Source organism: Streptomyces sp. NPDC031670, assembly GCF_055580545.1.
Genome location: NZ_JBVILC010000005.1, coordinates 363,095 through 383,053 on the forward strand (window position 1 = coordinate 363,095; position 19,959 = coordinate 383,053).

Consider the following 19,959-nt stretch of genomic DNA (forward strand, 5'->3'; position numbering starts at 1 on the left):
ATCAGCCGATTCCGGGGATGGGGGAGACGATGAGGTCGATGAGCTTGATGCCGGCGAAGGGCGCGACCAGGCCGCCCAGGCCGTAGATCCCGAGGTTGCGGCGGAGCAGCCGGTCGGCCCCGGCCGGCCGGTACCGCACGCCCCTCAGGGCCAGCGGTACGAGCGCGACGATGACCAGGGCGTTGAAGATCACCGCGGAGAGGATCGCGGACTCGGGGCTGTGCAGGCCCATGATGTTGAGCCTGTCCAGGCCCGGGTGGACGGTGGCGAACATCGCCGGGATGATCGCGAAGTACTTCGCCACGTCGTTGGCGATGGAGAACGTGGTGAGCGCGCCCCGGGTGATCAGAAGCTGTTTGCCGATCCCGACGATCTCGATCAGCTTGGTCGGGTCGGAGTCGAGGTCGACCATGTTGCCGGCCTCCTTGGCGGCCGACGTGCCGGTGTTCATCGCCACGCCCACGTCCGCCTGGGCGAGCGCGGGGGCGTCGTTGGTGCCGTCGCCCGTCATCGCGACCAGCTTGCCGCCCTCCTGTTCCTTCCTGATGAGGGCGAGCTTGTCCTCGGGGGTGGCCTCGGCGAGGAAGTCGTCCACGCCCGCCTCCTCGGCGATGGCCCGTGCGGTCAGCGGGTTGTCACCCGTGATCATGACCGTCCTGATGCCCATCCGGCGCAGCTCCTCGAACCGCTCCCGCATGCCCTCCTTGACCACGTCCTTGAGGTGGACGACACCCAGGACCCGGGCGCCGTCCGCGTCCTCCACGGCCACCAGCAGCGGTGTGCCGCCGTCCCGGGAGATCGTGTCGGCGAGCCGCCGGGCGTCCCCCGCCACCCGGCCGCCGCGCTCCTCCACCCACGCCAGGACCGCGCCGGCCGCGCCCTTGCGGACCCTGCGCCCGTCCACGTCCACGCCCGACATCCGGGTCCGGGCCGTGAAGGCGATCCACTCCGCGCCCGCCAGGTCCTCGCGGCGGCGCTCGCCCGGCCCGTACCGCTCCTCGGCCAGGAGCACGACGGAGCGGCCCTCGGGGGTCTCGTCGGCGAGCGAGGAGAGCCGGGCGGCGTCCGCGAGCTCCGCCTCGCTCGCGCCGGGTACGGGGACGAACGCGGCGGCCCGGCGGTCGCCCAGGGTGATGGTGCCGGTCTTGTCCAGGAGCAGCGTCGACACATCGCCCGCCGCCTCCACGGCCCGGCCCGACAGGGCCAGGACGTTGCGCTGGACCAGGCGGTCCATGCCCGCGATGCCGATGGCCGAGAGCAGCGCGCCGATCGTCGTCGGGATGAGGCAGACCAGCAGGGCCGCCAGCACGACCGTCGACTGCTCGGCGCCCGCGTACGTCGCGAACGGCTGGAGGGTGACCACCGCCAGCAGGAACACCACGGTCAGCGAGGCGAGCAGGATGTTCAGGGCGATCTCGTTGGGCGTCCTGCGGCGGGCCGCGCCCTCGACCAGGCCGATCATCCGGTCGATGAAGGTCTCGCCCGGCCGGGTCGTGATCTTGATGACGACCCGGTCGGAGAGGACCTTCGTACCGCCGGTGACGGCCGAGCGGTCGCCGCCGGACTCGCGGATCACCGGCGCGGACTCCCCGGTGATCGCGGACTCGTCCACCGAGGCGACGCCCTCGACCACGTCGCCGTCGCCCGGGACGACATCGCCCGCCTCGCAGACGACCAGGTCGCCGACGCGCAGCTCCGTGCCGGGCACCCGCTCCTCCGCGGCGCCGTTCAGACGGCGGGCGACGGTGTCCGACTTGGCCCTGCGCAGCGTGTCGGCCTGCGCCTTGCCCCGGCCCTCGGCGACCGCCTCCGCCAGGTTGGCGAAGACCACGGTCAGCCAGAGCCAGCCGGTGATGGCCCAGCCGAACCCGTCACCGGGGTCCTTGAGCGCGAGGACCGTCGTCAGTACGGATCCGACCTCGACGACGAACATCACCGGGGACGCGACCATCACCCGGGGGTCGAGCTTCCTGACCGCCTCGGGGAAGGCGGCGATGAGCTGCCGGGGGTCGAACAGACCGCCCCCGGCCCCGGCCCGGACCGGGTGGTGCCCGGTGGGGTGGTCGTCGTGCGGGGCGCGGGCGGGGCTCGCGGGGGCGGTGGTGGGGGCGGTGGGCATGGAGCCGGGCTCCTCGGACTTCAGACGCGTGGTCATGCCGCCAGCCCCTCGGCCAGCGGCCCCAGCGCGAGGGCGGGGAAGTAGGTCAGACCGGTGACGATCAGGATCGTGCCGACCAGCAGACCGGTGAACAGGGGCTTGTTGGTGCGCAGGGTGCCCGCTGTCGCGGGGACGGGCCGCTGCTCGGCGAGCGAGCCGGCGAGCGCCAGGACGAACACCATCGGAAGGAACCGGCCGAGCAGCATCACCAGACCGAGGGAGGTGTTGAACCAGGGGGTGTCGGCGCCCAGGCCCGCGAACGCCGAGCCGTTGTTGTTGGCGGCGGAGGCGTACGCGTAGAGCACCTCGGAGAAGCCGTGCGCGCCCGGGTTGGACATCGAGCCGCGGGCCGAGGGCAGGACCATCGCGACCGCCGTGGACACCAGGACCAGCGCCGGGGTGATCAGGAGGTAGCAGGCCGCGTACTTGATCTCGCGGGTGCCGATCTTCTTGCCCAGGTACTCCGGGGTGCGCCCCACCATCAGGCCCGCCAGGAACACCGCGATGACCGCCATGACCAGCATGCCGTAGAGACCGGAGCCGGTGCCGCCGGGCGCGATCTCGCCGAGTTGCATGCCCAGCAGGGTGATACCGCCGCCGAAGCCGGTGAGCGAGGAGTGGAAGCCGTCCACGGCGCCGGTGGAGGTGAGGGTGGTGGCGACCGCGAAGACGGAGGTGCCGCCGACGCCGAAGCGGGTCTCCTTGCCCTCCATCGCCCCGCGCGCCAGGTCGAACGCCGGTCCGTGGTGGGCGGATTCGGTCCACAGCATCAGGGCGGTGAAGGCCACCCAGACGGTGACCATGGTCGCCAGGATCGCGTAACCCTGCCGGACGCTTCCGGCCATCCGGCCGAAGGTCCGGGTGAGCGCGAACGGGATCAGCAGGATCAGATAGACCTCGAACAGGTTGGAGAGACCATCGGGGTTCTCGAAGGGGTGGGCGGAGTTGGCGTTGAAGTAGCCGCCGCCGTTCGTGCCCAGCTCCTTGATCGCCTCCTGGGAGGCGACCGCGCCGCCGTTCCACTGCTGCGGGCCGCCCGTGAACTGGCCGACCTCGTGTATTCCGGCGAAGTTCTGCAGGGCGCCGCAGGCGACGAGGACGAGTGCGCCTGCCACCGAGACCGGCAGCAGTACGCGTACGGTGCCGCGCACCAGATCGGCCCAGAAGTTGCCGAGTTCGCCGGTGCGCGAGGCGGCGAAGCCGCGGACGAGGGCGACCGCCACCGCGATGCCCACCGAGGCGGAGACGAAGTTCTGCACCGCGAGGCCGCCGGTCTGCACCACATGGCCCATGGACTGCTCGCCCGCGTACGACTGCCAGTTGGTGTTCGTCACGAACGAGGCCGCCGTGTCGAAGGCCTGGTCGGCCGGGATCGACACGAAGCCGAGCGAGCCCGGCAGGTGCCCCTGGAGGCGCTGGAGCAGATAGAGGAAGAGGACGCTCACGGCGGAGAAGGCGAGCACACCGCGCAGATACGCCGACCGGCGCATCCGGACGGACGGGTCCGCGCCGATGGCCCGGTAGATCCACTTCTCGACCCGCAGATGCCGGTCGCCGGAGTAGACGCGGGCCATGTGGTCGCCCAGCGGCCGGTAGGAGAGCGCCAGGGCCGCGGCGAGCGCGGCGAACTGGAGCACACCGGAAAGGACAGGAGACATCGTGGAACTCAGAACCTCTCCGGGTACACAAGGGCGAGGACGAGGTATCCCAGCAGGGCGACGGCCACGACCAGGCCGACGACGTTCTCGGCGGTCACAGCTTGGCCACCCCCTTGGCTATGAGCGCCACCAGGGCGAATACCGCGATCGTGGTGGCGACGAAGGCCAGATCGGCCATCGTGAACTCCAGGACTCATAAGGCTCGTGAACGAGCGGGACCGGTACGGACCCCTTGAGCAAACCCGCCCGCGGCGCCCGCGCCGGTTTCGTTGACGGGCCCCATACGGCCACCGGCGTCTCCTTGACGCCTTTCATACGCCGCCGCCTTTCCCGCACGGTGGGGCGCTTCGTCACACTTCGGGGCCCGGCTTCGTCAATTCCATGACAGTCGGAGCCCAGGCCACCCAGTGAGTGGCAGCCAGGAGAACAGTCATGGAAGCACGGATGCCGAGCCCGGCGACGCTCGTCCCGGGGGCGATGGAGGCCGTACGGCAGCTCCAGAAGGCGACCCACGGCGCCGGGGTGCCCGCCACCACGATGCACCTGGTCCATCTGCGCGCCAGCCAGATCAACGGGTGCAGCGCCTGCGTGGACTCCGGCACCCGGTACGCGATGAAGGGCGGCGAGAGCGCGGAGCGCCTGTTCGCCGTGGCCGCCTGGCGGGAGACGCCGTACTTCACGGACGCCGAGCGGGCCGCGCTGGCCCTCACCGAGGCCGTGACCCGGCTGAACGACCGCGAGGAGCCGGTCCCCGACGCGGTGTGGGCCGAGGCCGCCCGCCACTACGAGGAGAAGCCGCTCGCGGCGCTGGTGCTGTGGATAGGCGTCAGCAACTTCTACAACCGCCTCAACGCGGCCACCCGCCAGCAGGGCGGCCAGACCTGGTGAGCGCCAACTGACGTACCCGTAAAGGAATCTGACGCTCCGTTCGCTCTGTTCGACCTTGGCACCCATGACCGCGTGGGGCATGCTCGCCGAGATCGACTCGTACGACATCCACGCGCGACGCCGAGGTGGCACCCATGGCAACCGAGACAACCACCTGCTGCATAGTCGGAGGCGGCCCGGCCGGCGCGATGCTGGGGCTGCTGCTCGCCCGGGCCGGCATCGAGGTCACCGTCCTGGAGAAGCACCGGGACTTCCTGCGGGACTTCCGCGGCGACACGATCCACCCCTCCACCCTGGACGTGCTCGCCGAGCTGGGCCTCGCCGAGCGCTTCCTGGAGCTGCCGCACCGCACCACGCCGGGGATCAACATGGTCACCGACACCCGTGATGTGCTCGTCGCCGACCAGCGGCTGCTGTCCGGCACGTATCCCTACATCGCGTTCGTCCCCCAGTGGGACTTCCTCAACCTGCTCGCCGCCGAGGCCGCCAAGTACCCCCACTTCCGTCTGCGCATGGGAGCGGAGGTGCACGGTCTGATCCGCGAGGGCGACCGGGCCCGGGGCGTGCGCTTCCGGGACGCCGAGGGCGAGCACGAGCTGCGCGCGGTCCTGACCGTGGCCGCCGACGGCCGCGACTCGGTGCTGCGCCGCCCCGCCGGGCTCGTCCCGCAGGGCTTCGGGGCGCCCATGGACGACCTGTGGTTCCGCATCCCCCGCGAGGAGAGCGACCCGCCGGACACCTTCATCCGCATGGGACAGCAGGGCCTGCTCATCGGCATCTGCCGGGACACCTACTGGCAGTTCGCGTACGTCATCCCCAAGGGCCGGTACGCCGAACTCCAGGCCGAGGGCATCGAGTCGCTGCGGGCGAGCGTGCGGGCGCTGCTGCCGTGGATGGGCGACCGGCCGGACAAGATCGAGTTCTCCGACGCGCGGATGCTGGAGGTCCGGGTCGAGCGGCTGCGGCGCTGGTACCGGCCGGGGCTGCTGTTCATCGGGGACGCGGCGCACGCGATGTCCCCGGTCGGCGGGTTCGGCATCAACGTGGCCGTGCAGGACGCGGTGGCCACCGCCAATCTGCTGGCCGAGCCGCTGCGGCGGGGCGCGGTGAGCACCGCGGACCTGGCGGCGGTGCAGCGCAGGCGGCTGCCCGCCGCGGTCGCCATCCAGCGTATGCAGATCCTGCTCCAGAACCAGCTGATCGCGCCGACGCTGCACGGCACCCGCGAGTCCACGCCGCCGCGGTTCCTGGCGGTCGCCGAGCATGTGCGGCCGATGCGGCGGCTGATCGCGCGGATGATCGGGTACGGGCCGCGGCCCGAGCACGTCCGGATTCCCGAGCGGGTCTGAGAGGCCTGCCGCCCGACGGGCGGGTGCCGGCGCGGTGAGCGCCGGTGCCCGCCCGTCGGCATTTCCGGAATTTCCCGCGCCCGGACTCGCGTACTCCCGAGCTCCCGAACTCCCGCAATTTCGTTGACGGGACAACAAGTGAAAGCCAACGGCATTGTCCGCAAGTGTCCAACTGCGGAAATCCCGCGCTCGCACAGAGCCGTGCCAGAGCTGTTCACCAGGGACCTGAGTGCCACTGGAGCCGCGCCCGACGGGCAAGTTGAGCGCTGCTTGACCCGCACCCGCAGCCCCGTGCTAAACCCATATCCACTTGAGAGAAATCAAGCCAGAGAGGGATTCATGACGACCATCATCTACCCCGAGGACCGCCCTGCCGGCCGCCGCGGGTTTGAAATCGTCCTGCCGAGCGGCGCCACGGATGGCGCCGCCGCCCTCGTGGAAGGCGAGATAGCCGCGGCCACTCCCGGACCGCCGCTGCACACACATGCCGAGTCCGACGAGACGTACTTCGTCCTGGAGGGCTCCCTGATCATGTACATCGACGGCGAGGTGACCACGCTCGGCCCCGGCGGCATGGCCCACATCTCCAAGGGCACCGAGCACACCTGGTCGACCACGGTCGAGGGCGGCTGCCACTTCCTGACACTGCATCTGCCGGGCGGGTACGAGCTCTACCACCCGACCGCGCTCGCGGCCGAGCACGAGAAGGGCGGCCCGCTGATCCAGTCCGACCTCTTCGAGCTGGCCGCGAAGTTCGACTGGCGGATGGCGGGCGGCGAGCCGATGCGTCTGACCCCCGAGGGCGTTCTCGTCCCGGCGGGCGAGGCGGACGCGGAGGCCCGACGCCTGCTCGCCGAGCACGGCGCCGGGCAGCCGGTCGCTTGAGCGGCAGCGGCTCGCCGACTATGTGAGTGCCTTTTCCGCAGCGGCGGTGTCGGCCTGTCATGAACCCGACATTGGGGGCGGGGGGGCGCTTTCGGTGCGCCCCCCCGCCTGTCCGCCGCATCAGGGGTGTGACCTGCGAGAAGTCACACCCCTCGCCCCTATGTCGTCAACTCGGTGACACACGTTTTCCTGCCGCCGCGGCAAGGAGATCCCCATATGGCACTCGTTTCATCACGCTCCATCCGTCACGACCGGGCTGGGACGGCTTCGGTCACCACGATCGGCCAGAGGTAGAAACGCCATGACTCACGACACCCACGCCGGAGCCGACCTGCCCGGCGGAAGCCGCGCGGGAGAGACGTCCGGCGAAGCGCCGGCGCTCGACCCCCGCCGCTGGCTCGCCCTGATCATCGTGCTGGTGGCCGGGTTCATGGACATGCTCGACGTGACGATCGTCAACGTCGTCATCCCGAGCATCCAGAAGGACCTGCACGCCGACTACACCCAGATCGAATGGGTCGTGGCCGGCTATGTCCTGGGCTTCGCCGCCCTGCTGATCACCGGCGGCCGGCTCGGCGACATCTACGGCCGCAAGAAGATGTTCCTGATCGGCGTGGCGGGCTTCACCGTCGCCTCGGCCCTCTGCGGTGTGGCCGGCGGTCCCGGCATGCTCATCGCCGCGCGCTTCCTCCAGGGCGCCATGGCCGGACTGATGGTTCCTCAGATCCTGGCGATCATCCATGTCACGTTCCCGTCCGAGGAGCGCGGCAAGGTGCTCGGCATCTGGGGCGGTGCGCTCGGCTCCGCCTCGGTGGCCGGTCTGATCGTCGGCGGTGTGCTGGTCGACGCGAACATCGCGGACCTGGAGTGGCGTCCGATCTTCCTGGTCAACATCCCGGTGGGCGTCGGCGCCTTCATCGCCGCCTGGTTCTTCGTCCGCGACTCCAAGTCGCCCGCCGCGCCCAAGCTCGACCCGGTCGGCGTGGTCATCGCCGTGACCGGCATCCTGATGCTGGTCTATCCGCTCGCCGAGGGCCGTACGCTCGGCTGGCCGCTGTGGACGTACCTCCTGATGGCGGGCTCGGTCGTGGTCTTCGGCATCCTGGTCGTCTTCGAGCGCCACCGCACCCGGACCGTCGGCTCGCCGCTGGTGGTGCTCAGCCTCTTCAAGGAGCGGGCGTTCACCGCGGGCATGCTGGTGTGGACGCTGTTCTGGATCGCGCTCGGCGGCTTCTTCCTGGTGTGGACGCTGTACATGCAGCTGGGGCTCGGCTGGTCGCCCATGCGCGCCGGTCTGACCGGCGCGGCCTTCGCGGTCGGCGCGGCGGCGGGCTCCGGTCTCGCGGTCGAGGTGTTCACCCCGCGCATCGGGCGCCTCACGCTGATCGGCGGCGCGCTCCTGAACGCGCTGGGCTTCGCCGCGTACATTTTCGTCGCCCACCACTACGGCCCGGGCATCCCGTCCTGGCAGATGATCGCGCCGCTGGTCGTCACCGGCTTCGGCTTCGGTCTGGTGGTGGCCCCGATGATCGACGCGATCCTCACCAAGGTGCCCGCCAAGGACGCGGGCTCCGCCTCCGGTCTCCTCGGCACCACCCAGCAGGTCGGTATGGCGCTCGGTGTCGCGCTGGTCGGGGTGCTCTTCTTCGGCCACCTCTCCAGCGACTCCGACCACGGCGTCGACAAGGTCACCCCGGCCCTGCGCCAGGAGCTGGTGGCCGCGGGCGTCCCGGCGGACGGCGTCGACGGCATCGTCAAGGGCTTCCGGGCGTGTGTGCACGACCGGTCGGCCGAGTCGGACCCGACCAAGGTCCCGGCCAGCTGCAAGCCGTCCTCGGTGCCCGGCGCCGACAAGGTCCAGCCGATCCTGACCCGGCAGGGTCAGGAGGCCGTCAGCCACAACTTCGTCAAGAGCTTCGACCTCAGCCTCTGGTACGGGGTCGGCATCCTGGTGCTGGTGGCGCTCGGCATGTTCGCGCTGCCCCGCGAGGTGCACGCGCGCGACCTCGACGCGGAGCTGGAGGCGCTGGGCGAGCCCGTCGCCCGGGGAGTGTGACGCCCCGGCGCTGACGCACGGCCCGGACGCACCCCCGACTCCCCGCAGACGTACGCCGGCCGCTCAGGCCGACGCGCGCTTGCGGGGAGTCGTCTTCTTCGCGGCCGTCTTCTTGGCCGCCGTCGAGGTGGACTTCTTGGCGCCCGCCGAGGAGGACTTGGGGGACGCCGCCGTCTTCTTGGCGGTCTTCGAGGCCGACTTCGTGGCGGTCGACTTGGCGGCGGCCCTGCCGCTGGTCTTCGCGCTGTCCCGGCCCGTGCTCTTCGCGGTCTTCTTCGCCGGGGCCGTCTTGCGGGCGGCCGTCTTGCGCGGCTTCAGCTCGGTGACCTCGGCCCGCTCGCCGGCCGGCTCCCCGGCCTCCTCGCCGCGCGCCTCCTTCGCGGCGCGCACACTGCTCTCCAGCGCGGCCATCAGGTCGATGACCTTGCCGCCGCGCGGGGACTCGGGCGCCTCGGACGGGGGCAGCGCGCCGCCCGCCTTGGAGGCGATCAGGGCCTCCACCGCCTCCCGGTAGTCGTCGTGCAGGGTGTCCACGTCGACCTCGCCGAGGGTGTCCATCAGGGCGTCCGCCAGATCGAGCTCGGCGTCGCGCACCTTGACGTCGCTGTCCGGGGCGACGCCCTCGGGGGTGCGGATCTCGTCCGGCCAGAGCAGCCCGTGCATGGCGATGACGTCGTCCACGACCCGCAGCATCCCCAGCCGCTCACGCCCGCGCAGCGCGAACTTGGCGATGGCCACCTTGCGGCTGCGCTTGAGCGCCTCCCTGAGCAGGGTGTACGGCTTGGCCGCCGGGACCCCGCTGGCGCTCAGGTAGTACGCCGCGTCGATCTGGAGCGGGTCGATGGAGTCGGACGGGACGAACGCGACGATCTCGATGGTCCTGGCGGTGGGCAGCGGCAGCGCGGCCAGGTCGTCGTCGCTGATGGGCACCAGCGACCCATCCGCGTCCTCGTACGCCTTGCCGATCTCCGAGGCGTCCAGCTCCTCGCCGTCCAGCTCGCACACCTTGCGGTAGCGGACCCGTCCGCCGTCCTCCGTGTGGATCTGCCGGAACGAGATCGAATGGCTCTCGGTCGCGTTGTAGAGCTTGATCGGAATGCTGACCAGCCCAAATGAGATCGCACCGTTCCATATGGATCGCACTATTCGTCCCCTTTGCCGGTATTAGTGGGATTCTCATCGTATGACGCCGATCACGTGGGTGGAGGGGCGACGCGTGGCGCTCTCCCGTCTGGAGAAGGTGCTGTACCCGGCGACCGGCACCACCAAGGGCGAGGTGCTGCACTACTACGCCTCCGTCGCGGGCGCGCTCCTGGCCCATCTGCACAACCGGCCGGTGTCGTTCCTGCGCTACCCGGACGGCCCCGACGGCCAGCTCTTCTTCACCAAGAATCCCCCGCCCGGCACGCCCTCCTGGGTGAAGACCGCCGCGGTCCCGCGCTCCGAGGACAGCGGCGCGCGCCAGGTGACCGTCCCGGACCTGTCGACCCTGATGTGGGCGGCGAACCTGGTGGTGGAGTTCCACACCCCGCAGTGGCAGGCGGACGCGCCCGCGCGGGCCGACCGGATGGTCTTCGACCTGGACCCGGGGGCCCCGGCGACGGTGGTGGAGTGCTGCGCGGTGGCGCGCTGGCTGCGCGAGCGGCTGGCGGCGGACGCCCTGCACGCGTACGCCAAGACCTCCGGCTCCAAGGGTCTGCATCTGCTCGTCCCGCTGGAGCCGACCGCGTCCGAACACGTCTCGCGGTACGCCAAGGGGCTGGCCCAGGAGGCGGAGGCGGCCCTTCCCGACCTGGTCACGCACCGGATGGCGAAGGCGCTGCGGCCCGGCAAGGTATTCGTCGACCACAGCCAGAACGCGGCGGCGAAGACGACGGCGGCGCCGTACACGCTCCGGGCGCGGGAGCGGCCGACGGTGTCGGCGCCGGTGTCCTGGGCGGAGGTGGAGTCCTGCCGCGCGCCCCAGGACCTGGTCTTCCTGCTCGGGGACATCGAACCGAGGCTGTCGGCCGACGGGGACCTGCTGGGCCCCCTGATCAACCTCAACCGGGCGGGACGGCTGCCATGAGCGTGCGACCGCCGGTACGGGTGGCGCTGGCGCGGTCGGTACGGGAGCTGCCGCGCGGGCCGGGCTGGTGGTACGAGCCCAAGTTCGACGGCCACCGGATGGTGGTGTTCCGGGAGGCGTCCGGGGTGGTGCTCCAGGCCCGGTCGGGCCGGGTGGTCACGGCCGCGTTCCCCGACCTGGTGGCGGCGGCGCTGGAGGTGCCGGCGGGGTGCGTGCTCGACGGGGAGGTGGTGGTGTGGACGGAGGGGCGCACGGACTTCGCGGCGGTGCAGCGCCGGGCGGCGGCCACGACCGCGCGTGCCGCGCTGCTGGCGGCGCGGCTGCCGGCGTCGTACGCGGCCTTCGACGTCCTCGCCGACCGGGGCGAGGACGTACGCCGCCTGCCGTACGGCGAGCGCCGCGCCCGCCTGCTGTCCCTGCTGGCGCCCCTGGGCCCCCCGCTCCAGCCGGTCCCGGCGACCTCCGACATCGAGACGGCCCTGACCTGGTACGAGGCGCTCCCCGCGAGCGGCATCGAGGGCCTGGTGGCCAAACGCGACGACTCCTCCTACCGGGGCGGGACCCGGGCCTGGCGGAAGGTGCGGCACACCGAGACGTGGGAGGGGGTGGTGGTCGGGTACGTGGGCCCGGCGCGGCGGCCCAGCGCGCTGGTGCTGGTACTGCCCGGGGACGACGCGGTGACGGTGTCGACGCCGCTGTCGTCGGCGCTGCGGGCGGAGGCGGGCCGGGCCGCGCTGCCACCCGGCCCGCCGACGCGGAGCGCGGTCGCTCCCGGGTGGGGGGAGGTGGGGTATACGGAGGTGGCGGTGGGGGGGTTGCTGGCGGAGGTGGAGCGGGGGTCGGCGCGGCTGGGGGTGACGACGGTGCTGCGCCTGCGCGCCGCCCCGACGCCACCGGTTGCCTGAACCGCCCCCGGGGCACCGCTTTTTGGCCGGGGCTTCGTCTGCGGGCGGTGGGTGGCTGCTCGCGCCGTTCCCCGCGCCCCTAAAACCCGTGGCCGTCTGCGGGCGGTGGGTGGCTGCTCGCGCCGTTCCCCGCGCCCCTGAAAAGCCGTGGTCGTCTGCGGGCGGTGGGTGGCTGCTCGCGCCGTTCCCCGCGCCCCTCAAACCCGTGGCCGTCTGCGGACCGTGGCTGGTTGCCCGCGCCCCTGAAATGCCGCTGCGCGGCATCCCCTGGGCGCCCCGGAGGGGCGCGTTCAGGGGCGCGGGGAACTGCGCGACCAGCACACAACCGGCCCGCAGACAAACACCCACCCAAAAAGGGGCGCGGGGGCCGCAGGCCCCGGGAGGCTGCCGGGGCCGGTGATTCACGCCCTCAGCCACGTACGGCGGTCCCGCGCCCTCCAGTACAGCGCCTCCACATCCGCCGGCTTCAGCACACCCCCCGCCCGCGCCAGCCCGGGAACGTCCGTGTCCCGCAGGACGCGCACGCCCCGGGGCGGTGCCGCGAGGTCGACCCGGGACGCGTCGCACAGCACCAGCACCCCCCGCACCCCCGCCACCAGCGCCGGCGACGCCCGCTCCGCGTCCCGCCGGACCCACCGCAGCACCGGCGCGGGGGCGGAGCGCCCGACCCCCACCAGGGGGTCGGCGATCCGCACCCGGTGCCGGCGCGCCGCGACCGTACGGAACGTCATCACCCCGGCCGGGCCGATGGCGAGATGGTCCAGCAGCCCGTCCCCCGGCAGCGGCACCGAGTGCAGCACCCGCCACCCCGCCCCCTCCAGCGCGTCCAGCCCCGCCCCCACCCGCTCCTGCGCCGCGAGCAGCACCCGCCGGGGGTCCTCCCGGAAGCGGCGCGAGGGGCCCCGCCGTTCGAGCTCGCCCAGGAGCGCCTCGCCGGGGCGGTTCGGTGCCAGGTCGTCGTCGGGGTGGAGGGACAGCCGGGCCAGGTCGGCGGAGGTGGGGACCGGCGGCGGACCCACCGTCATCCCGCCCGCCACGAAGGGCGCCAGCGCCGCGAGGACCGCCTCGCGGAACTCCTCCAGGAGGAGGCTGACCCGCCCGCTGTCCCTGTCGTACCAGGCGGCGTTCGTGCCGTCCGGGAGGCTGACGTACAGCCGTGCCCGTCCGTGCCGGTGCACCGGAGTCACCCGCAGTCCCGACATCCCGCATCACCCCCACGACCATGGGAACAGCACCGGCGGCGCACGGCAATATCGCGGCTCGTATAGTGCGAGCGCCACCGCGCGCGACGCGCGCCGCTTCACCTCGGGAGGGGACGTCCAATGCTCATTTGGGGCACCAGGGGATATCTGTACCAGCTCGCCATGATGACGCTCGTCTGCGGGAACTGCGGCAATCCGGCCGCCCACGGCCTGCGGAAGTACGTCACCAAGTTCACGTTCTTCTTCATCCCGCTCTTCCCGGTCTCCACCAAGTACCGCACGCAGTGCACCTTCTGCGGGCTGGAGCAGCAGATCGCCAAGGAGCAGGCCGAGCAGCTCCTCGCGATGGCCGCCGGGCCGCAGCCGGGCCACCAGCCGCAGCAGCAGCCGCAGGGCCAGATGCAGGGCCACGCTCCGGGTGCTCAGGGCGCTCCGGGGCAGAACCCGTACCAGCAGTAGCGGCACTTCCGCCCCGGTCATGGAGAGTTGTGACAAGGACGGGAAGGGTCCGCGACACGGACCTCCTACGGTGGTGGCCATGACCACGTCCACTCCCTCCCGCTCCCGTCCGCGCCGCACGGCCCGGCTCGTGGCCGCCGCCGCGCTCGCCCTCACCGTGGGCGGTGGGCTCGCGGCCTGCGGCTCGGGTTCGTCCAAGGCGGAGGCCAAGGCCCCCGACGTCTCCGTGCGGAACACCGCCACCAGCCGGGCCCGCCAGCAGGTGGGCCCGCTGAAGGCGGCACAGCCGACCCGGGTGGTCATACCGTCCGCAGGTGTCGACGCCGGCCCGGTGCTGCGGCTGGGGCTGGACGAGAAGCAGGAGCTGGAGGTGCCGCCGGTCGACAAGGCGGAGCTGGCGGGCTGGTACACCGGCAGCGTCACCCCCGGCGAGACCGGCGCGTCCGTGATCGTCGCGCACTACGACACCGCCGAGGGTCCCGCGCTCATGCGTGACGTGCGGAAGATGCACGTCGGGGATGTGATCAAGGTCGGCAGGGCGGACCGCTCGACGGCCGTCTTCACGATCCGCGAGACCCAGCAAGTGGACAAAACAGACTTCCCTACGAATAAGGTCTACGGGAAGACCGACCGCCCGGAACTCCGCCTCATCACCTGCGGCGGCCCGATCAAGAACGGCCACCGCTCGGCCAACATCATCTTCTACGCCGACCTGGTGAAGGTGGAGTAGCCCGGAGGCGGAGCCGCTCGCGGCGCCGCCGTCCGCACGACAGGAGCACCTTGACCCGCCACCGCCGCCCCCTGAGCGCAGCGCTCCCGCTGCTCGCCGCCGGCGCCGCGGCCCTGCTGCTCTCCGGCTGCGGCAACGCGGGCAGCCTGGAGGGCGCGGGCGCGACCCCGACGGCGGTCGGTCCGGTCCACCTCTGGCCGGACCTGCCCAAGCCGACGACGACGCCGCAGGACTACGGCGAGGGCCAGACGGAACGGGTGCCCGGTATCCGGGTCCCGGGCGGCGACGTCCGCGCGCTGGACCCGGTCGCGGTCGTCCAGGCGGAGGTGCGCGCCCACCCCGACCAGTACACCGGCGCCGACGGCCTCTACGAAGAAACGGTTCACCAGCTCAACCGGTGCCGCCAGAAGCCGAAGGCCTGCCCGGTGCTGCGCGCGTACTACCGCGATCTGACCGGCGACGGCAGGGACGAGCTGATCCTCGGCATCAAGATGCCCGAACAGCAGCTCGCGGTGCGCTGCTACATGCCCGACCGCGGCGCCCTGACCCGGATCATGTCCACCTCGGACCAGCTGATCGGCGTGGAGCTGGCCGGGCGGGACGTCATCCTGCACTCGGTCTCGGCGGGCATCCCGGGGTACGAGTACCGCACCGCCTGGTCGTGGGACGACCACCAGCGCGCGATGCTGCCCACCCGCGACGAGATCATCCGGGTCGAGCCGCAGCACTCCCTGGGCCCCCGCCCCAAGAGCCCGGGCCCGAGCCCGTCCGCCGACCGCTCCCCGCACGCCACCGCGAGTGTCCGGTGAGGGGCCCCCGGCTGCCGGCCTGGACGGCGACGCTCACCTGGAAGGCCGCGGTCTTCATCACCGTGATGTGCTGCGCGCTCGCGGCGCTGCTCGGTGTGCTCGTCCATGTCTCGGTGACCCGGCAGACCGTCGGCCAGGCCCGCGACAAGGCGCTCGACAAGCTGGAGGAGGTCTCGCGGGCGTACGAGGCGGGCGAGCCGCTGCCGCCGGGTTCCGGTCTGGACCCGCAGGACCTGCCCGCCTCCCTGCGCGCCCTCGCCGTCTCCGGCAGGCGCGGCACGATCGTGGCCGACGACCGGGGCCGGCCCACCATGTGGGCGGCGGGTCCCGCCGACGGCCGGGCGATCGCCGCCTCCATCGACTACAGCCAGAGCGCCCGCACCATCACCGGCCTCGACCAGGCGATCCTCGGCTCATCGATCCTCGCCATCGGCGCGACCCTGCTGGTCGGCGTCTTCGGCGTCACCCGGGTCACCCGCCGCCTCCACCAGACGGCGACGGTGGCCCGCCGGATCGGCGCGGGCGACCTCGACGCCCGGGTCGACGACCCCCGTACGAAGAACCCCTCACGGCCCCAGGACGAGGTGGCCACGGTCGCCGGGGCGCTGGACACCATGGCCGGGACGCTCCAGAACAAGCTGCTGAGCGAGCAGCGGTTCACCGCGGACGTGGCCCACGAGCTGCGCACCCCGCTGACCGGGCTGCACGCCGCGGCCGAACTGCTGCCCGAGGGACGCCCCGCCGAGCTGGTACGGGACCGGGTGCGCGCGATGCGCTCGCTCACCGAGGACCTGCTGGAGATCTCCCGGCTGGAGGCCGGCAGCGAGCGGGTCGAACCGGACCTGGAGCAACTGGGGCCGCTGGTGGAGCGCGTGGTGCGGACCTCGGGGACGGCGACCGAACTCACCGTCGTACGCGACACCTTCGTGGAGACCGACAAGCGCCGTCTGGAACGGGTCCTGGGCAACCTCCTGGGCAACGCCCACAAGCACGGCGCGCCGCCGGTCGAGCTGACGGTGGACGGGCCGGTGGTGACGGTGCGGGACCACGGAACCGGCTATCCCGCCTATCTCCTCGACCACGGCCCGCAGCGCTTCAGGACCGAGGGCGGCAACAAGGGGCACGGGCTCGGCCTGACCATCGCGGTCGGCCAGGCCGCGGTCCTGGGGGCGGAGCTGAGCTTCGGCAACGCCCCGGACGGCGGCGCGCTGGCGCGGCTGACCCTCCCGGAGTACGTGGACCCGGACGGCGGTCCGCAGGACCCCGGGCACCCGGACGGGCAGGCGGGAACGGGTGGCACGGGAGGGGCGCGTACTCCGTCCGGCGGTCACCGCCCCCCTGAGCGCTTTGCGGGCGGCAACGAGCGAACCTAACGTGAGCGGGGCGAGCCAAGGAGCCGCGGAGCGCGGCCCTCCCCTCCCCAGGAGGCACTGTGTCCCCACGTAACCCGCTTGCCCTGTTCGGTCTGAGCCTGGCCGCCGGGGCGGTCGCCGCCCTCGCCGCCGCCGCTCCCGCCGCCGCCGGACCATCCGCCCCCAGCGCCTCCTACAAGGGCCGGGTGACGGCCTCGTCCGGCCTGTACCTGCGGGACAAGCCGACCCGCAGCAGCAGGGTGGTGGGGTTCGCGCCGCACGGCTCGATCGTCCACATCTTCTGCAAGACCCGCGGCAGCAGCGTCAACGGCAACGGCATCTGGTATCTGCTGGAGGACGGCACCTGGGCCTGGGCCTCGGCGTACTACATCGCCAACATCGGCTCGGTGCCCCGCTGGTGCTGAGCCGTCGGCCCCCCGTCCGAGCCGTCACGCCTTCGCGGCCGTGAACTCCTCGGGGGTGGGCGGGCCCCCGCCGACGGGCCCCATGGCCGTATCCCTCCGTGAGGGCCCGTCACCATCCCCACCCTCGGCACACTATGACATAAGGGGACAGAGGGGCCCCGGCTTGCTACGTTGCCCGACATGACCGCACCGACGGCGGCGGACGAACCCCTGCCCGCCCCGCACCTCGCCCGACGCCGGGGCGTCGAACTCTCGCTGCTGGTCTGCGCCGTCCTCACCCCGGTCTACGGATACGCCGGCGTCGGCCTCGCCAGGAACGGCGCCGTCCCGCCCGACGCGGCCCGCTACGGCGCGGGGCTCGGACTGCTGGCCCTCCTCGCCCACCTCGCGGTCCGCCGGCGGGCCCCGTACGCCGACCCGCTGCTGCTGCCCATCGCGGTGCTGCTCAACGGGCTGGGGCTGGTCCTGATCTACCGTCTGGACCTGGAGACCCCGCACAGCCGGGCCGCCTCCTCCCAGCTCGTCTGGTCGACGATCGGCGTCGGGCTCTTCACCCTGGTCGTCCTCCTCCTGCGCGACCACCGCGTCCTGACGCGCTACGCCTACCTCTCGGCCGCCTCGGCGCTGGCGCTGATGGCGGTGCCGATCCCGTTCCCGGCCGTCAACGGCGCCAAGATCTGGGTGCGGCTGGGCGGACTCTCCTTCCAGCCGGGCGAGTTCGCCAAGATCCTCTTCGCGGTCTTCTTCGCGGGGTACCTCGCCGCCAACCGCCACGCCCTCGCGTACACCGGCCGCCGCGTCTGGCGTCTGCAGCTCCCCACCGGCCGGGTGCTCGGCCCGATCGTGGCGATCTGGCTGCTCAGCGTGGGCGTCCTGGTCCTGGAGCGCGATCTCGGCACCTCGCTGCTCTTCTTCGGCCTCTTCGTGATCATGCTGTACGTGGCGACCGGCCGCACCGGCTGGATCGCGGTCGGGCTGCTGCTCGCGGCCGTCGGCGCGGCGGCCGTCGGCTCCCTGGAACCGCACGTCCACAGCCGGGTGGAGGACTGGCTCCACCCCTTCGCCTCCATCGAGGCCGGCCGGGGCCCCGGCCAGCTCGCCCAGTCGCTCTTCGCCTTCGCGGCGGGCGGAATGCTCGGCACGGGCCTGGGCGCCGGGCACTCCGTCCTGATCGGGTTCGCCGCGAAGTCCGACTTCATCCTGGCGACGGCGGGCGAGGAACTGGGCCTGGCCGGGCTGGCCGCCGTGTTCCTGCTGTACGGGCTGCTCGTCGCCCGGGGCTACCGCGCCGCGCTGACCCTCAGCGACCCCTTCGGACGGCTGCTCGCCGTCGGTCTCGCCTCGATCCTCGCCCTCCAGGTGTTCGTGATCGCGGGCGGGGTGACGGGGCTGATCCCGCTCACCGGCATGGCGATGCCGTTCCTGGCCCAGGGCGGCTCCTCGGTCGTCACCAACTGGGTGATCGTGGCGCTCCTCATCCGGATCAGCGACAGCGCGCGCACCCCGCGCCCGGCCGTGGCGGCCGGTGCGCCCGCCCCCGTCCGGACGGGTAGCCGATGATCCGCTACATCCGGCGGGCCGCCGCCTGCTGTCTGGTCCTGCTGGTGGCTCTGCTGGTGAACGCGGCCCGCGTCCAGGTCTTCCAGGCCGACGCGCTCGACGCCAACCCCGCCAACCGCCGTATTGCGCTCGCCCGTTACGGCCAGCCGCGCGGTGACGTCCTGGTGGACGGCGACGCGGTCACCGGCTCCAAGGACACCCGCCAGCCGCTGCGCTACGAGCGCACGTACACCGACGGGCCGCTGTACGCGCCGGTCACCGGCTACTCCTCGCAGGTGTACGGCACCACCCTGGTCGAGGCCGCCGAGGACCCGGTGCTCTCCGGCACCTCCCCGCTGCTCAGGCCCCTGTGGGGCGGCCTCACCCGCAGGCGCCGGGCGGGCCACGCGGTCACCACCATCCGGGCGGCCGTGCAGCGGGCCGCCTTCCAGGGCCTCTCGGGCCGCCGGGGCGCGGTCGCGGCCCTGGATCCGCTCACCGGCCGGATCCTCGCGCTGGTCAGCAGCCCCAGTTACGACCCGGGGCGGCTGTCGGGGACCGGGCGGGCGGTCCGGAGCGCCTGGGACGCGCTGAACGCGGACCCCGACCAGCCGATGCTGAACCGGGCGATCCGGCAGACCTATCCGCCCGGCTCCGCCTTCAAGATCGTGACGGCGGCGGCGGCGCTCGACGCGGGCGCCGTCACCGACGTGGACGCCCCGACCACCACGCCCGACCCCTATGTCCTGCCCGGCACCAGCACCAGGCTGCCCAACGAGGCCGAGGGGTGCGGCAAGGCCTCACTCGCGTACGCCGTACTGGTCTCCTGCAACACGGTGATGGCGCATCTGGGGGTGAAGGTGGGGCTGCCGGGGATGCTGGAGGCGGTGGGGCGGTTCGGCTTCAACGACACCGGGCTGCGGATCCCTTCGGCGGTGGCCAAGTCCAACTTCGACAAGAAGATGGGCCCGGACCAGCTGGCGCTCTCCTCCATCGGCCAGTTCGACACCACGGCGACCCCGCTCCAGATGGCGATGGTCGCCGCGGCGGTGGCCAACGGCGGGGAGCTCAGACGGCCCTATCTGGTGGAGCGGACGACCACCGCGCACGGCACCACGGTCACCTCGAACGGTCCCCGCGGCTACCGCCAGGCGATGAACCCGGCCACCGCGGTGCGGCTCCAGCAGCTGATGGTGGACGTGGTGGAGAAGGGCACCGGCACCAACGCGGCGATCCCCGGCACGAAGGTGGGCGGCAAGACCGGCACCGCGCAGAACGGCGTGGGCAACCGGGGCCACCCGTACGCCTGGTTCATCTCCTGGGCGCAGGGCCGCGAGACGCGCCAGCCCGCGGTGGCGGTGGCGGTGGTCGTCGAGGACGCGGAGGCCAACCGCGCGGACATCAGCGGCGGCGGGGACGCGGCCCCGATCGCGAAGGCCGTGATGGAGGCGGCGCTCGCCGGGTGAGCGCCGCCTG

The 19,959-nt window shown here is 72.5% G+C and carries 18 protein-coding genes; 13 read left to right on the forward strand and 5 right to left on the reverse strand.

Translation table 11 applies throughout. The annotated features are described in order from the left end of the window. Nucleotide 1 precedes the first annotated feature (1 nt). From kdpB to kdpF, 3 genes are read right to left on the reverse strand one after another with little or no spacing between them, the layout of a single operon-like run. Nucleotides 2-2,155 (reverse strand): potassium-transporting ATPase subunit KdpB, encoded by a 2,154-nt coding sequence (kdpB, locus tag ACZ5ID_RS13125; protein ID WP_468896834.1) that lies wholly within the window; start codon nucleotides 2,153-2,155, stop codon nucleotides 2-4. Beyond that, entirely contained in the window at nucleotides 2,152-3,816 is a 1,665-nt protein-coding gene (kdpA, locus tag ACZ5ID_RS13130) for a potassium-transporting ATPase subunit KdpA (protein WP_468896836.1), read from the reverse strand. Before kdpA ends, kdpB begins: the two co-directional genes overlap by 4 nt. An 8-nt stretch (nucleotides 3,817-3,824) precedes the next feature. Then, complete coding sequence (gene kdpF, locus ACZ5ID_RS13135; RefSeq protein ID WP_366074503.1) at nucleotides 3,825-3,914, reverse strand: K(+)-transporting ATPase subunit F; 90 nt, start codon at nucleotides 3,912-3,914, stop codon at nucleotides 3,825-3,827. 334 nt (nucleotides 3,915-4,248) lie between these two features. Between kdpF and ACZ5ID_RS13140 the strand changes: the two genes are divergently transcribed. From ACZ5ID_RS13140 to ACZ5ID_RS13155, 4 genes are all read left to right on the forward strand, one after another. Continuing rightward, the gene (locus ACZ5ID_RS13140; RefSeq protein WP_406556168.1) at nucleotides 4,249-4,704 is read left to right on the forward strand and encodes a carboxymuconolactone decarboxylase family protein; all 456 of its coding nucleotides are present in this window, start codon (nucleotides 4,249-4,251) and stop codon (nucleotides 4,702-4,704) included. A 134-nt stretch (nucleotides 4,705-4,838) separates the two neighbouring features. Beyond that, on the forward strand, nucleotides 4,839-6,053 hold the full coding sequence (locus tag ACZ5ID_RS13145; protein ID WP_468896838.1) for an FAD-dependent oxidoreductase: 1,215 nt from the start codon (nucleotides 4,839-4,841) through the stop codon (nucleotides 6,051-6,053). 339 nt (nucleotides 6,054-6,392) lie between these two features. Beyond that, nucleotides 6,393-6,938, forward strand: coding sequence for a cupin domain-containing protein (locus ACZ5ID_RS13150; protein WP_406556170.1), 546 nt, complete (start codon nucleotides 6,393-6,395; stop codon nucleotides 6,936-6,938). Between the two features lie 301 nt (nucleotides 6,939-7,239). After that, a complete protein-coding gene (locus tag ACZ5ID_RS13155; protein WP_468896840.1) occupies nucleotides 7,240-8,994 on the forward strand; it encodes an MFS transporter in 1,755 nt (584 codons plus the stop codon). Between the two features lie 63 nt (nucleotides 8,995-9,057). Here the strand turns inward: ACZ5ID_RS13155 and ku are convergent, their stop codons facing one another. Beyond that, complete coding sequence (gene ku, locus ACZ5ID_RS13160; RefSeq protein ID WP_468896842.1) at nucleotides 9,058-10,137, reverse strand: non-homologous end joining protein Ku; 1,080 nt, start codon at nucleotides 10,135-10,137, stop codon at nucleotides 9,058-9,060. Between the two features lie 40 nt (nucleotides 10,138-10,177). On the opposite strand from ku, the gene ligD reads away from it, so the two are divergent. Both ligD and ACZ5ID_RS13170 read left to right on the forward strand, forming a co-directional pair. Beyond that, nucleotides 10,178-11,062 (forward strand): non-homologous end-joining DNA ligase, encoded by an 885-nt coding sequence (gene ligD, locus ACZ5ID_RS13165; protein ID WP_406556255.1) that lies wholly within the window; start codon nucleotides 10,178-10,180, stop codon nucleotides 11,060-11,062. After that, on the forward strand, nucleotides 11,059-11,967 hold the full coding sequence (locus ACZ5ID_RS13170) for an ATP-dependent DNA ligase (RefSeq protein ID WP_468896845.1): 909 nt from the start codon (nucleotides 11,059-11,061) through the stop codon (nucleotides 11,965-11,967). Before ligD ends, ACZ5ID_RS13170 begins: the two co-directional genes overlap by 4 nt. Before the next feature lie 401 nt (nucleotides 11,968-12,368). On the opposite strand, the gene ACZ5ID_RS13175 is transcribed toward ACZ5ID_RS13170, so the two are convergent. Then, a complete protein-coding gene (locus tag ACZ5ID_RS13175; RefSeq protein ID WP_468896847.1) occupies nucleotides 12,369-13,169 on the reverse strand; it encodes an NERD domain-containing protein in 801 nt (266 codons plus the stop codon). Between the two features lie 120 nt (nucleotides 13,170-13,289). Between ACZ5ID_RS13175 and ACZ5ID_RS13180 the strand changes: the two genes are divergently transcribed. From ACZ5ID_RS13180 to ACZ5ID_RS13210, 7 genes are all read left to right on the forward strand, one after another. Next, nucleotides 13,290-13,628, forward strand: coding sequence for a zinc-ribbon domain-containing protein (locus tag ACZ5ID_RS13180; RefSeq protein WP_468896849.1), 339 nt, complete (start codon nucleotides 13,290-13,292; stop codon nucleotides 13,626-13,628). Nucleotides 13,629-13,707: 79 nt separating this feature from the next. Continuing rightward, nucleotides 13,708-14,358, forward strand: a complete 651-nt coding sequence (locus tag ACZ5ID_RS13185) for a class F sortase (RefSeq protein WP_468896851.1) — start codon at nucleotides 13,708-13,710, stop codon at nucleotides 14,356-14,358. A gap of 50 nt (nucleotides 14,359-14,408) precedes the next feature. Next, nucleotides 14,409-15,167, forward strand: a complete 759-nt coding sequence (locus tag ACZ5ID_RS13190) for a hypothetical protein (protein WP_468896853.1) — start codon at nucleotides 14,409-14,411, stop codon at nucleotides 15,165-15,167. Beyond that, nucleotides 15,164-16,540, forward strand: coding sequence for an ATP-binding protein (locus ACZ5ID_RS13195; RefSeq protein WP_468896855.1), 1,377 nt, complete (start codon nucleotides 15,164-15,166; stop codon nucleotides 16,538-16,540). Before ACZ5ID_RS13190 ends, ACZ5ID_RS13195 begins: the two co-directional genes overlap by 4 nt. Nucleotides 16,541-16,599: 59 nt before the next feature. Beyond that, nucleotides 16,600-16,944 (forward strand): SH3 domain-containing protein, encoded by a 345-nt coding sequence (locus ACZ5ID_RS13200; protein WP_468896857.1) that lies wholly within the window; start codon nucleotides 16,600-16,602, stop codon nucleotides 16,942-16,944. A gap of 180 nt (nucleotides 16,945-17,124) precedes the next feature. Then, on the forward strand, nucleotides 17,125-18,504 hold the full coding sequence (locus ACZ5ID_RS13205) for an FtsW/RodA/SpoVE family cell cycle protein (protein WP_468896859.1): 1,380 nt from the start codon (nucleotides 17,125-17,127) through the stop codon (nucleotides 18,502-18,504). Further along, a complete protein-coding gene (locus ACZ5ID_RS13210) occupies nucleotides 18,501-19,949 on the forward strand; it encodes a penicillin-binding transpeptidase domain-containing protein (RefSeq protein ID WP_468896861.1) in 1,449 nt (482 codons plus the stop codon). The genes ACZ5ID_RS13205 and ACZ5ID_RS13210 overlap by 4 nt, the downstream gene beginning before the upstream one ends. Nucleotides 19,950-19,959: the final 10 nt, after the last annotated feature.

Excerpts from the sequence above, each read along its gene's own strand:
- kdpB (WP_468896834.1), bottom strand. The coding sequence starts at position 2,155 with ATGACCACGCGTCTGAAGTCCGAGGAGCCCGGCTCCATGCCCACCGCC.
- kdpA (WP_468896836.1), bottom strand. The coding sequence starts at position 3,816 with ATGTCTCCTGTCCTTTCCGGTGTGCTCCAGTTCGCCGCGCTCGCCGCG.
- ACZ5ID_RS13140 (WP_406556168.1), top strand. The coding sequence starts at position 4,249 with ATGGAAGCACGGATGCCGAGCCCGGCGACGCTCGTCCCGGGGGCGATG.
- ACZ5ID_RS13145 (WP_468896838.1), top strand. The coding sequence starts at position 4,839 with ATGGCAACCGAGACAACCACCTGCTGCATAGTCGGAGGCGGCCCGGCC.
- ACZ5ID_RS13150 (WP_406556170.1), top strand. The coding sequence starts at position 6,393 with ATGACGACCATCATCTACCCCGAGGACCGCCCTGCCGGCCGCCGCGGG.
- ACZ5ID_RS13155 (WP_468896840.1), top strand. The coding sequence starts at position 7,240 with ATGACTCACGACACCCACGCCGGAGCCGACCTGCCCGGCGGAAGCCGC.
- ligD (WP_406556255.1), top strand. The coding sequence starts at position 10,178 with ATGACGCCGATCACGTGGGTGGAGGGGCGACGCGTGGCGCTCTCCCGT.
- ACZ5ID_RS13170 (WP_468896845.1), top strand. The coding sequence starts at position 11,059 with ATGAGCGTGCGACCGCCGGTACGGGTGGCGCTGGCGCGGTCGGTACGG.
- ACZ5ID_RS13175 (WP_468896847.1), bottom strand. The coding sequence starts at position 13,169 with ATGTCGGGACTGCGGGTGACTCCGGTGCACCGGCACGGACGGGCACGG.
- ACZ5ID_RS13180 (WP_468896849.1), top strand. The coding sequence starts at position 13,290 with ATGCTCATTTGGGGCACCAGGGGATATCTGTACCAGCTCGCCATGATG.
- ACZ5ID_RS13185 (WP_468896851.1), top strand. The coding sequence starts at position 13,708 with ATGACCACGTCCACTCCCTCCCGCTCCCGTCCGCGCCGCACGGCCCGG.
- ACZ5ID_RS13205 (WP_468896859.1), top strand. The coding sequence starts at position 17,125 with ATGACCGCACCGACGGCGGCGGACGAACCCCTGCCCGCCCCGCACCTC.
- ACZ5ID_RS13210 (WP_468896861.1), top strand. The coding sequence starts at position 18,501 with ATGATCCGCTACATCCGGCGGGCCGCCGCCTGCTGTCTGGTCCTGCTG.